Here is an 11,575-nt window from a genome sequence, read left to right as displayed (position 1 = left end):
CCGGCAGTTGGCCCGCCCCCGCGGGGGTTCAGTTCAGACCGTCACGGAAGGCTTCACGTGCCTCAGCCGGCAGGGCGCGGTACTTCGCCCAGACGTCTTCGACGGCGCTGAACATCCGGGCGTCCTGTTTGATCCAGGTCTTCAGGATGTCGAGTTCAAACGAAGGCAGTGACGTGGCTTCGGAGAGCAGCGCCGGTACGTCGTACGTGGAACCGATGCCGCCGACACGGCAGCGGTTGCACTCGACGACGTACTGGAGCGCCTTCGTACCGTTCGGCAGCAGGACTTCACGGGTGGCCACGTCGAGCTGAGCTGTGACCTCCGAGTCGGCATACGTGTCTCCCGGGGTGGCACCGCACGAACTGCACTTGTTGTTGTAGGTGGCCAGCAGCTCCCGCCGCTGGTTCACCGTGATCGCGCTCCTGGGCCGAGTGCCGCGGCCCGGCTCCCAGACGGGCTCGCCTCGCTGTACATAGCGCTGTTCGTTGGAGTCGAGGTCGAGGTCCTCGCGCTTGGTGTCGATCTTCCACCCGAAATCGCGGAGATCCCGCATGCGGCGGTCGATCTGTGCCACATCCGGAAAGGCCTCACGGAGCTCCGCCTTGGTGAAGACGTTCCCTTCGCCAACTACCTGGACAAGCCAGAGTGCGGCGCGCTTCATCGTGCCCAGCTTGCTGTCCTGCCATGAAGGCAAGGCCGTGCTCATCTGCCACCTCGCGGAGCCTGAGTGGGCCAGCTCGACTGCATGCCAGGACGGTTGATGCCTGACTGTGGCCCGTTGGACACAACGGAACTGCAAGTCCGGCTGGAACGGAAGTGATTGAGTGTCCAGATGATTATCCGGACATGGCTGAGGTGCCAGTTAAGGATGGGCGGCGGCACACTGTTGTCAAATGCCGTTGTTTTTCCATGCGGTGAGGACAGAAGGAGCTGGCGTGCCGCGACCGGGTCACTTCAGAGAACTGGATGCCGAAATTCCGGATGAGAGAAAGGCCCTCGTCAGGGCCTTGCGCGGTCTGATGGCGGTGGTCGGACTGTCGCTGAGGCAGACGCATGAGGCGCTGGAGAGGCGCAATCGTGGCTGCGACGCTTCAGCGAGCGCACTCTCCGATCTTCTCAACGCACGCATACGCAGGCCCAAGCGGGAGGTGATCCGCGCGCTCTACGACCTGGCGGAGGCCGCCGCGCGAACGAACGACGCCTCCATGCCGGTCACCTGGGAGGAACTTGAGGGCCTCCGGGTGAAGGCATGTGAACCGCCGGCGCCTCTGTGCGCGAGCTGCCAGGCGCCCGCGTTGCCGGTCCCCCCGGCGCAGGGGGACCGGCAACACGGGCAAGGACAATGGCCCACGGCGCTGGTCCTGTTGGACATGAAGCAGACCAGAAAGGCCGAGGATGTTGCCGGCATCCTGCGGCACGTCGGCATGGCGGGTGGCCCGGCAGAGGTGGCTCACGCGGTGGCCGCGTGCAGGGCGCGCGGGCTGCGTTCCGAGGCGGACGTGATCCTCCGCTATGCGCAGGCCGGGCGCGATGTGCGTCAACTAGCTGAGATCGCCTATGAGTTTATGAGGATCGAGGACAACACCATGGCCCGGCGAGTACTCAAGATGTCCCTTGCTCAGTAGGGGTGTCCGGCGTGCTGCCGGGCGAGGCCTGGCGTCTGGATGTCACCGCGTGACAGATCGCCTCGCTGCATTCTTCCGCTGACTCGTGCTCCCAGAAGCGCAAGACGAGCCAGCCAGCTGCCCGTAGGCGCTCATCCGTATCGCGGTCGCGGGTCATGTTCCTGGCCACTTTGTCGGACCAGTAGCCGGGGTTGGTCTTCGGAGGAACGTAATGCTCGGGGCAGCCGTGCCAATAGCAACCATCGATGAAGACGGCTACTTTCGCCGGCCGGAAGACCATGTCGGCGGTGCGGCGAAGGTCTGAGAGCGGGCGAGTTGCCACTCGGTACCGCAGTCCCTGAGCGTGTACCAGCCGGCGGACAAGGCGCTCCGGAGTGGTGTCCCGGCTTCGGATTGCCTGCATGTTGCGGCGGCGCGCGGCGGACGACGCCCAAGAGCCCTCGGGCGGCACCCAGCCTGCCTGTGACGGATCTGGTTCTGGGGTGGGAGTAGTCATCTGTGGTGAGTTACCAGCCGGACAGTGTTGGCGGCAGTGTCCCATAAGGGAGGAGACGGCCCTGTTCGATGATCTCGCTGAGATAGTCGTTTTGCTGGCGGCTGCCAACGGCGGCTACCGCGGTCTTCAGGGCATCGAAGGCGATGTGGTAGATGGCATCCGCTTCTCCCGTCCCCCGCGCGATTGAGGCGATCCGGCTGGGCATGGGCTCCGCGGTCACCACCACCAGATGGGGGAGCCGACCGCGTCGGTGCCTGATCATCTGGAGGAACTCGTGGCGCACATTTTGTACGCGATCTGACCTGATTGTCCACTTGCAGGATACCGCGGCATGCAGGTACGGACGCCTCGCGGCCTCTGCTGCGGGACGCGTGACGCCTACAGTGACATCGGGCTTGATGAGGTAATCGCGGCCCAGATCAACACGGAGGGTGGCGTTTTTGCGTACCGCTTCGGCCACTCTGTCCAAGTGCTCATACTGTGCGAAGTCGGCCACGGTCTTCTTGTGGTCAACGTGCCACGTACGTTCCGGAGACAGGTGAGGCAGCGCGGTTCTCAGGTGATCGCAGACCGCGTGTTCCAGTGCGGGGCCAAGGTTGTCAGGGGTGTCGGGAAGTACGACATCGGATTCCACCCCCAGCGCCTCGAGAACATGCCTAGCGAGCAGTTTGGACGTATTGCTGTCGGAGTCCGCGTTGTTTGGGACGAGATTCCCGGTCTTCTCCAGCCTTTTCCACCCGAGGAGGCCAGTTGCGAACGGCGCGTTCATCGTCAGTCCTGTCTGGTGTGTGAAGGCAGGGCCGGGGCGGGCTCAACGGGGTCATCTGGCTGGGCGAGGACCCATTGTTTCCCGTCTAGCGAGACTCGTGGGACATCCTCGTGATGCGGTCTTGAGCGGACCACCCGGGCGCTGACGAATTCGCCTTCGTCCGGGAGCGGGAGACCGAGCTGGCCGGCGATCTCGCGATGGCTGGCGTAGTCCCCCATGATGAGGATGCCCTCCGCCCTCAGCGCCGACCGGCTGCCGCCGTTGCCGCGGACCCGCTTCATGTAGTCCTTCTGCTGGGCCACCGTGCGCACGACGTTACGGCCGATACGTCGCTTCTGGACGCGCCGGAAGAGTTCGTTCAAGCGGCGCTGCCCCGAGCTCGCTGTGAACACGGCGTCACGGTCCTCGGCATCCATGTGGAGGAGCACGTTCTCGGGGAGGTCCTCGTCGCGCCACATCCACTTGATCTTGTCCCGGTGGTCCGCCTTGATCGTGAGCTTGAGATCACGGTTGTTTCCGGTGTTCAGCCACTCATTGCGTATCCGGACGAGGCCGATACTCCAGAGAGACTTGTAGTCGTCGGCCCAAGCCAGCAGGCAGAGGTGACCCACCGCCTCCGGCGGAATCATCCAGCCGCCGAACAGCTGGGAGTACTTGCAGTCCACGTCGACGCCGGCGATCTGGTAGTCCATAGCGTCGCCGTCCGCGAATCTGAACTCACGCTGCAAATTGATCTCTACCAGAGTTCCCGCGTGAGTCTTCTCGGTCTTGAAGAGCGACTTCCAGTCGTAGCGTCCGGTTACCTCGCCGTTGAGCAGCTGGTCGATGGTGTCACGAAGGACCCTGGCAAACCGTCGGCCCGTAGGGTCGAGCGCCTTGATGTACTCGTAGACCTTGTCGAGTTCAGGGTCCACCCCGGCCGCCGCATGCCATAGGGCGACCGAGGTAGCGGCCTTGATGTCGGCCTCTTCGAAAGGAAGCATGCTCTCCCCGTCGGTGAGTCATTCGTTACGTGTAGAGCCATGGCGCCTCAGAGGGTGTTGACAATAACCGCATCCGGACGAGTGGAGTCCCTTGTTCGGAAGCGCACGAGCTGCTGCTTCGTGTCGATGGCGGCCTTCGGCGGAATCACGGTGAACGCCATGATGACCCGGTCCGTTGCCGCAGTGCCCGTCGCGGCAACGGCCTTCACCTCATCGTCGTGGGCGGCTTCTACGACGGGATACAGGAGGACTACGCCTTGAGTCGCTCCGAGTACGGGGGAGCTGTCGCCGGCGGAAGCTGAGTCTGGCCGGTCGATCAACTGCTGTGCGTACAAACGATGTTCCAGGCCCGAGATGCGGCCGAAGGACAGCTTTCCGGACTGGCGGCTTCGGCGGAACAGAGAGAAGGGGCCCTGGCCCAGCACGGCGGCTTCGATCCGGTTGCGCTGTGTGCGTTGCGGAGCGATGACCAGCCAGTCGTCGACCTTGGCCAGGCGTCCGTCGAGCTGGGACAGGTAGGTCAGGTGCGGGGCGAGCACGTTGCCGTCCTCCCACTCCAGCGAGCTGAGGATGGAAAGGAGCTGGGCGTGCGAGATCACCGTGGTGGCTGCCTGGAAGCTACGGGACAATGGTGAAGTGTCATCCGGCAGCAGAAGGCATGTTGTTGGAGTGCCACTGACTGCCGCGAGGACGGGCTTCCAGCGTTCGGTGTTCCGCGCCGTCATCTTGGCGTCCTGCGGGTACGCCGCCGGTTCGATCGGAGTACCCGGCGACCGCACCTCCACCAACTCCGCATTGAACATCTTGTTCCGGGCCGACGGCTTCACCCACGGCAGGTGCTGGGCCACCAGCGGCGGGATCTGGGCGGGGGTGACCTGGGGGCGGCCGTCCACCAAGGAGGCGTAGCGGGCCAGTTCGGCGCGGAAGAGTTCCTCGTCGCGGCAGATCGCCTCGAAGGCCTCGTACAGGTCGACGGTCTTGGCGTTGAGGCTGCGGCCGAGGGACTCCTCGCGGCCGATGTACAGCCGCACAAGGTCCCGGTACCCGGGCCGGAAGCCGAACCAGCGGCCCATCTGCATCAGGGTGTCGGCCTGCTGCGTCGTGCGGCGGTAGTAAGTGATCGTCAGGCCCTCGACCGTGAAGCCACGGGACAGTTTGGTGCCGCCGACAAGAATCTTCCAGACGTTCGGGGTGCGGTCGAAGTCCAGGTCGGGCTGGGCGTAGTCGCGCTCGCTCTCGCCGTTGATGACCATGACGGGGCTGCCGCCCTGGTTGATGAGACGGCGGGCCTGAGAAACGTACGGCTTGAGGTCCGCGTACGTCGTGGGAGTGGGCAGGGAGCCGTCCGCGTAAGCGTGGAAGTCCTTCTCGAAGAGGGACGCCAGGCGTGTGTGACCCTCCGGGCCCGTGTACGCGGCGTTGTGCCACATGCTGCTGATGCGCAGGGCGAGTGCGGCGTGTTCGGCCATGCGGACCGATTCGTGCACCAGCATCGTGTGGTGACGGAAGGGGTCGGAGGCGACGCCGTGGTCGGCGCGGTAGAGCTTCAGAGCGCCCGTGAGGACGAAGGCGTCGAGGGCTTCCTGGAGGCGATCGCCCGTGGAGTCGTAGATGCCTCGAACGTGGTTCTTCTCGGCCTCGCCTTCGCCTTCGTCGACCGTGTCCAGGTCATGGAAGTCCTGTACGCCCATGTAACCGGTGGGGCGGGGAAGGGAGATCAGGAAGTCGCGCGGGAAGAGGTCCTCCTCGTCGCCCGGGTCGATGAACACGTTGGCGAAGGGAGTCGCGGTGTAGCCGACGTACTGGGCGCGCGGCAGGAGCTTGAGGAGCTTGCTGATCTGGCCGTTGATCGCCGTGCGGGTGACCTTGCCGTCCTCCCACTTCTTCGGGTCCGTCGTGTTCACCGAAGCCTGGTCCGACTCGTCGTCGATGATCAGGGCCGGTATCTCGCCGAGGATCGGGCCCATCTTCTTGAGGTCCTTGACCAGCTTCTCCAGGACCGACTTGTTCTTCTTCACGACCATGACGCGTGCGCGGGCCGCATGCAGGTTCCCCGGGTCGTGCAGGGGACGGGTGCGGTCCGGCTTCTCGAACTCCAGGGCGCTGATGCCGCGTTCCAGTGCCATGTAGTCACGGTCGCGAGAGGTCAGACGCTCGATGTCGAAGGCGCCGAGCATGGAGGGGCGGGCACCGAACGAGACGAACTTCGCGGGCCAGTCCTCGTCGTCCTGGTAGTCGATGCCGACCAGGGCGTCGGGGTCGTTCGGGTCGGCGGCGCCCAGGATGTTCTCCTGGCCGATCAGTTCCATGTCGAGACGGCGCTGGGTCTGGCCGCGCAGTAGGTTCAGGGTGCCGCCCAGAACGATGACCAGGCGGTAGCCCGCGTCGATGGCTTTGGCGGTGACGCCGGTGAAGTTGGCGGTCTTGCCGGACTGTACGTAGCCGACGACGAGTCCGCGCGCGCCATAGGGGTCGTCACGGGTGGGGTCGGCAAGCCGCTCCACGACCGCATGGGCGGCCTCGTCCAGACTGGAGACCGCCGCGTCGCTCCACTTCTTGCGGCGCAGCAGCCGCTCGTACGAAGCCCAGTAGAAGGAGCGGTTCGCCGCCTGCTCCCGGGTGTACCAAGGCTGGAACTCGCGGCTGATGGTGACAGGACCCGGTTCTATGTGGACCGGGACGACTACGTCGAGCGCTTTGCGTAGATCCGCGTCGAACACGAACTTGTCGTAGACCTCGGCGCGGCGCTCCGGGGTGCGAGGCGCGGTGGCCGACCACGCGGGGGACTGTTCGAAGTCCCATGCGGTGAGTTTGCGGCGCCAGAGAGCGAGCAGCTCGTCGCCGGGGCCCGCGGTCAGGATGCGATCGCGGAAGTGGGACATGTCCGTGTCGGCCGGTTCATCGGTGTCGGCGAGCACGAAGGCCAGCTTGGCGAAGTGCTTGGGGCCACGTCGGCTCATCGCGTCAAGGACCTCGCCGTGGAGATCGATGAGGTGGTCGGCAGCGGGCGTGTTCTCTGCGGTCACGGCGGCTGTGTGGCCTCTCTGGTGTACGGGAAGATGCGGGGGAGAGGGGTGGACTAACCCTCGGCGCGGGCGAGTTCGGCCCGTACCGCGGTGACGAGCACGCTGTTCCACAGGGCGACCTTGTCGGTCTGATTGGCCCAGACCCGCTCTTTCTGGAAGATCTCGTTGAGCATCAGATAGAGAAGGCTCTTGAGGACCGGGGCGTCGTTGGAGCCCCCGCGCCGGTCGCCGTTGAAGGCATGCCGGTAGTCCTTGTTGAGGACGACCAGGCGCTCCTTGTGGTCGATCGTGAAGAGCAGTTCGGCGGAGTCGACGCCGGGCGGCACGTCGAGCCTGGCCCAGGTGAAGGCTATGGGGTCGTCGCCCTCCAGCTGCGGCAGTTCGTCCCGCAGCGTCCGCTTCAGCTTGGGGTCGATGCCCTTGCCAGGCGGGATGACGGCCATGCGCTTGACCTCGGTACGCCGCTTGGCGGCTTCGCGGTAGGCCGCCTCGGCCTCTCGGAGGTATTCGGTGAAGGGGTGGCCCGTGGTGGGGACTGCTGCCTTCTCCAGCCCTCGGGCGAACGCCGGGGTGACCTGGACGCCGTCCTTCTTGACGGTCAGGGCGAACACGTCGTTGGGCTCGGGCGGCAGATCCACGGCGATCCTGGCGAGGGCGAGGTGGCCCTCCGGGCTGCGGGTGTCGTTCCAACCGCCGGCCTGGACCAGCCGGTCGTTGCGGTAGAGGTAGAAGCCCTGGCGCTCGGCGAGCGGTCCGATGCCTCGGTAGGCGACCAGCGGAGACTTGGGCGGCCATATGTGCGCGGTGAGCGCGACGTCGCCGACGCCCTCGACAGGCGCGACGTACGTACGGGGATAGCCCGGGCGGCCCGGGACACGGTAGCCGAACGGGTCGATGTGCTCCACGCCCCGGTGGTCCAGTTCCTCCCGGGTGTGGACGTCCTCGACGACGATGTCCACGTCGAAGCCGTCGCGGGCGAGGAAGCGGTGGAGGTGGAGACCGAGGTGGGTCTCGAGCCGTTCGATCGCGTCATTGAGGTAGCGGTCGGTCTGACCGGCAGTGATGGTCTCGAACGCGCGGACCTGGTCCCAGCGCACGATCGTGCCGTGCCAGCCGATGATCCCGTCGTAGCGGTCGACCAGGTTCTGGCAGTACGCCGCATCGACTATGTCGCAGGTGAAGTCGGCCTGCGCGCGGGCGGTGAGCCAGCGGCGGCCGGCCGACGGGCTGCGCTTGGTCCGGCTGATCACGGTGAGCGCATCGGCATGCGAGAGGGAGGCGGCCTTCAGTCCGGCACCGAAGTGCCCGAGGGCGCCTGCCGCGTACTTCTCGCGCCCGCCGACGGTCATCGCCGTGTCCAGGCTCGCCTCGTCCATGCCATGGCCGTCGTCGATGACGAGCAGGCCGACGAGGCGGTCTCGTCCGCCGCGCTCGCCCGTGTCTCGCAGGAAGCTCACGACGACGTTGTGGGCTCCCGCATCGATCGAGTTGTCGATCAGGTCGGCGATGGCCGCCTCGAAGCCGTAGCCCTGGTGCGCGAGCGATTCGAACGACCTGGCTGCCGGGGGGAGCCGCTTGCTTCCGCTGGTGGGTACGTCGAACTGCCAGTCCGAAGACGGCTGGTAGGGCGGCATACGTGTTCCTCGCGGGCCGGGACATGCCCGGGACGTGTGCGGGCATGCCAGTTCAGCTGGTTACACGTGACGTTAGCGTGAGTGAGTTGTGAAGAAGCAACGGGCCCGGAACAAATGCGCTCGATGTTCCTGGATGCGCTCCAGGGGCGAACCCTGAGGGGCGTGACGCCGCCGGTCTCAAGCCTCCGGGATCCCGTGACACTCGCCGTAGGGCGCCTCGGACCCACACCAACAAGCCACCCCCCGCTGCGGCGGCCAAGCCACAGCCCGCCCCCGCGCCGCCAGCGTCGTCGCGTACTGCGGCAGCAGCGTCGGGTCGGCAGGTGACGACGCCTCCGAGGCCGCGAAGGCCTCGTACGACGGCACGGTCCCCGTCACGATCCCCAGATTCGGCGTGCCGGAGGTCGCCAGCTCCCTCAGTGAGGCCTCTATGGTCGCGAGGTGCTCCTCGTGGGACGGGTACTCGGAGGCCAGCGAGGGGTACGCCGCGGTCAGTTCTGCAAGTTCGCCCGTCGGCCAGTGGAGGACCGCCACCGGGAACGGGCGGGACAGCGCCTCCCGGAACGTGCCCAGCTCCGCGCGCAGGCGGGTGATCTCGGCCTGGAGTTCTGCCGGGTTGTCCGAGCCCAGGGACCAGACGCGCTTCGGGTCGTGGAGTTCGTCCAGGGAGATGGGGGACGAGTGGAGGGTGTCGGCCAGGGTGTCCCAGTCGTCGTGGGGGACGCCCAGCATGCGGCGGACGCGGTGGCGGCCGAAGAGGAGGGGGTGGGTGGAGTAGGGGGGTTCCGAGACGTCTGCGAGGAGGAGCGTCGCCGCCTTCGTGAAGGTGTCCTGCGCCGCTTCCAGCTCGTCGTGGGATTCCAGCGCCTCCGCCACGATCACCCAGGGGGCCGGGTCGCGGGGAGCGGAGGTGCGGACTCCCTCGATGATCGCCCTCGCCTCCGCCTCGTGGCCGTACTCCCAGAGGTTCGACGCCTTCAGGGCTCGTACCAGGTGGGGGTGGTCCAGGGGAGCCGAGGACGACAGCAGACGGTCGTAGAGCGCGGTCGCGCCTGGGCGGTCTCCGGCCAGTTCGAGGTGGGCCGCGGCCTGCAGGAGCAGGTGTTCGGCGTCCTCGGGGTAGAGGCCGGCAGTCCGCTCCAGGCGTGCTGCTTCGGCGTTGTGGTCGACGTGCTCGGCAGACGTGTCGGGGCGCATGGGTGACACCGTACTGCCGTTGACCGTCAAAGAAGAGAGATGCGCAGGCCACAGGGGGCGGGAGTCCCCAGGGGCATATTCCGCTCGGTTGTCCCGCCCCGCTCGCACTCCCTCACGCCCCCCGCTCGTGCTCTCCGCACACGCCTCCGCTCGTGCTCTCCGCGCGTGCTTCCGCTTGTGCTCTCCACGCGCGCCCTCGCTCGTGCTCTCCGTGCGCGCCCTCGCTCACGCCCCCGCTCACATCCCCCTCAGACCACCACGCCGTCGATCTGCAGCGTCTGCACCGCCCCCGCCGCGAACGGCACGGCGACCGACTTCCCGCTCAGATACGTGTCCGAGTGCGCCGCGTACAGGTCGCCCGTGCCTGCGGTGACCGTGTTCCAGCGGGGGACCAGGCCGCTCGTGCCGCCGGCCACCGTGGTGAAGCGGGAGAGGTCGAAGGTCAGGGTCTGGGAGGAGGTGGACTTGTTGGCTGCCACTATGACCAGGCGTTTCGCCGTCGCGTCGTACGCCGCCGCCGCGTAGTCGACGCCCGTGTCGACGATCGTCATGCCGGGGCGGATGTGGCGGCTGAACTGGGCCAGTACGTAGAGCTTCGTCTCGACCGCCCCGGCCGTCAGGGTGCTCGCGTCGTACTTGATCACTCCCCAGCCCGCGGTCGGGTCCATCACCTGCCAGTAGACCCAGGCGGTCGGGTGCAGCCAGCGGAAGTCGAGGAGGAGGTTGCTCGCCATGGTGAGGCCGGTGCCGTCGCCGTCGCCGTACTCGGAGTTCCACAGGCTCTTGCCGGACGTGGTCACGGCGTCCGTGTAGAGGAGGTCGCGGCGGCCGCCCGAACCCTGGTAGCCGTGTACGTTGACGCGGTTCACGTAGCCCTTCGTCGTCGAGCTGAAGGAACTCCACGTCGTACGGGCCAGGTCGTAGCTCGTCTCGTCCGACGCCGAGATCTTCGTCGCCGTCAGGCCGCGCTTGTCCAGCTCGCTGCGCAGGTATGGGAGGACCGCCGACTGCACCGAGGCGTCCATGTGGCAGCCCTCCTGGGTGCCCGTCGCCGTCCACCAGCTGGAGCTCGGCTCGTTGAAGGCCTCCACCGTGGAGAAGCTCACGCCCCAGTTGTTCTTCGCGTACAGCGCCACCGCGGCCAGGTGCGAGGCGTGCTGGCGGTAGTTCCAGGACTGGAGGTTGTTGCCGCCGCCGGACGCGCCCGACGGGTTGTGGTTCAGGCACATCCACCACATCGGGGAGTTGGCGAACAGCTCGCTCGTCGCGCCCCGTGCCGTCGCCTTGGTGAGGGCGGCCCGCTGGGGGGCGTCCGCCGTCCACTTCCAGGCCGAGGAGGTCGGGTCCTCGTTGTTCCAGTCCTGCCAGTAGCCCTCGATCTGCTTGAAGGAGGGGATGTTGGCGGAGGCGACCATCGATTCGCCGCTCACGGAGTTCGAGCTGCACGCGCCGAGGTTGTAGCGGGCGATGTTCAGGCCCAGGCCGGGGAGCGAAGTGCCGTTGTGCGTCGTCGACTTGGTGGTGAAGAAGAGGTCGGCGAAGTCGTCCCGGGCGCCGAACACGTTGGCCCACCATGCCAGCGAGGTGCCCCAGCCCTCCCATTTCCCGTACGTCGTGGCCGGGTTGACGGCGATGGTCGCGTCCGCACGTGCGGTGCCCGTCGCCAGGGCGCTGCCGAGGAGCGTACCGCCCGCGGCCGCCAGCAGTGATCTGCGTCGGATCATGGCTTCTCCGTCCCGCCCAACTTCCGGTCGTCCCACCGGAGATGGGTCGTCAACTCAACGCCGGGCGTCCCGCCGGCGGTGGCCTGTCCCGCTGATGCCATCAGGAAGCATCGGGTGTGAC

9 protein-coding genes are annotated in these 11,575 nt (G+C 66.7%); 1 reads left to right on the top strand and 8 read right to left on the bottom strand.

Annotated features, from left to right (window positions below):
- Positions 1-28: 28 nt before the first annotated feature.
- Positions 29-706, bottom strand: coding sequence for a hypothetical protein (locus tag OG975_RS18130; RefSeq protein ID WP_406330321.1), 678 nt, complete (start codon positions 704-706; stop codon positions 29-31).
- Between the two features lie 229 nt (positions 707-935).
- Here OG975_RS18130 and OG975_RS18125 point away from each other — a divergent pair, with 229 nt between their 5' ends.
- Positions 936-1,625, top strand: a complete 690-nt coding sequence (locus tag OG975_RS18125; RefSeq protein WP_406330320.1) for a hypothetical protein — start codon at positions 936-938, stop codon at positions 1,623-1,625.
- Here OG975_RS18125 and OG975_RS18120 read toward each other — a convergent pair.
- The 7 genes from OG975_RS18120 to OG975_RS18090 form a co-directional block, all read right to left on the bottom strand.
- Entirely contained in the window at positions 1,603-2,121 is a 519-nt protein-coding gene (locus OG975_RS18120; protein WP_406330319.1) for a very short patch repair endonuclease, read from the bottom strand. The genes OG975_RS18125 and OG975_RS18120 overlap by 23 nt on opposite strands.
- 10 nt (positions 2,122-2,131) lie before the next feature.
- Positions 2,132-2,890 carry an NgoMIV family type II restriction endonuclease gene (locus OG975_RS18115; protein ID WP_406330318.1) on the bottom strand — a complete coding sequence of 253 codons (759 nt, stop codon included), beginning with the start codon at positions 2,888-2,890 and terminating at the stop codon, positions 2,132-2,134.
- Between the two features lie 2 nt (positions 2,891-2,892).
- Positions 2,893-3,873: a NaeI family type II restriction endonuclease gene (locus OG975_RS18110; RefSeq protein WP_406330317.1), complete on the bottom strand. Its 981-nt coding sequence runs from the start codon at positions 3,871-3,873 to the stop codon at positions 2,893-2,895.
- A 47-nt stretch (positions 3,874-3,920) separates the two neighbouring features.
- A complete protein-coding gene (locus OG975_RS18105) occupies positions 3,921-6,833 on the bottom strand; it encodes a Z1 domain-containing protein (RefSeq protein ID WP_406336312.1) in 2,913 nt (970 codons plus the stop codon).
- Between the two features lie 119 nt (positions 6,834-6,952).
- Positions 6,953-8,533 (bottom strand): ATP-binding protein, encoded by a 1,581-nt coding sequence (locus OG975_RS18100; RefSeq protein ID WP_406330316.1) that lies wholly within the window; start codon positions 8,531-8,533, stop codon positions 6,953-6,955.
- Between the two features lie 177 nt (positions 8,534-8,710).
- Positions 8,711-9,730: an SEC-C metal-binding domain-containing protein gene (locus tag OG975_RS18095; protein WP_406330314.1), complete on the bottom strand. Its 1,020-nt coding sequence runs from the start codon at positions 9,728-9,730 to the stop codon at positions 8,711-8,713.
- A gap of 248 nt (positions 9,731-9,978) precedes the next feature.
- On the bottom strand, positions 9,979-11,454 hold the full coding sequence (locus tag OG975_RS18090) for a beta-1,6-galactanase (RefSeq protein WP_406330313.1): 1,476 nt from the start codon (positions 11,452-11,454) through the stop codon (positions 9,979-9,981).
- Positions 11,455-11,575 lie beyond the last annotated feature (121 nt).

The organism is Streptomyces sp. NBC_00203 (assembly GCF_045206325.1).
GTDB lineage: Bacteria > Actinomycetota > Actinomycetes > Streptomycetales > Streptomycetaceae > Streptomyces > Streptomyces lutosisoli.
Note: the sequence above shows the minus strand (reverse complement) of the source record. Positions and strands in the feature narration are given on the sequence as shown.

Excerpts from the sequence above, each read along its gene's own strand:
- OG975_RS18115 (WP_406330318.1), bottom strand. The coding sequence starts at position 2,890 with ATGAACGCGCCGTTCGCAACTGGCCTCCTCGGGTGGAAAAGGCTGGAG.
- OG975_RS18120 (WP_406330319.1), bottom strand. The coding sequence starts at position 2,121 with ATGACTACTCCCACCCCAGAACCAGATCCGTCACAGGCAGGCTGGGTG.
- OG975_RS18110 (WP_406330317.1), bottom strand. The coding sequence starts at position 3,873 with ATGCTTCCTTTCGAAGAGGCCGACATCAAGGCCGCTACCTCGGTCGCC.
- OG975_RS18095 (WP_406330314.1), bottom strand. The coding sequence starts at position 9,730 with ATGCGCCCCGACACGTCTGCCGAGCACGTCGACCACAACGCCGAAGCA.
- OG975_RS18105 (WP_406336312.1), bottom strand. The coding sequence starts at position 6,833 with ATGAGCCGACGTGGCCCCAAGCACTTCGCCAAGCTGGCCTTCGTGCTC.
- OG975_RS18100 (WP_406330316.1), bottom strand. The coding sequence starts at position 8,533 with ATGCCGCCCTACCAGCCGTCTTCGGACTGGCAGTTCGACGTACCCACC.
- OG975_RS18130 (WP_406330321.1), bottom strand. The coding sequence starts at position 706 with ATGAGCACGGCCTTGCCTTCATGGCAGGACAGCAAGCTGGGCACGATG.
- OG975_RS18090 (WP_406330313.1), bottom strand. The coding sequence starts at position 11,454 with ATGATCCGACGCAGATCACTGCTGGCGGCCGCGGGCGGTACGCTCCTC.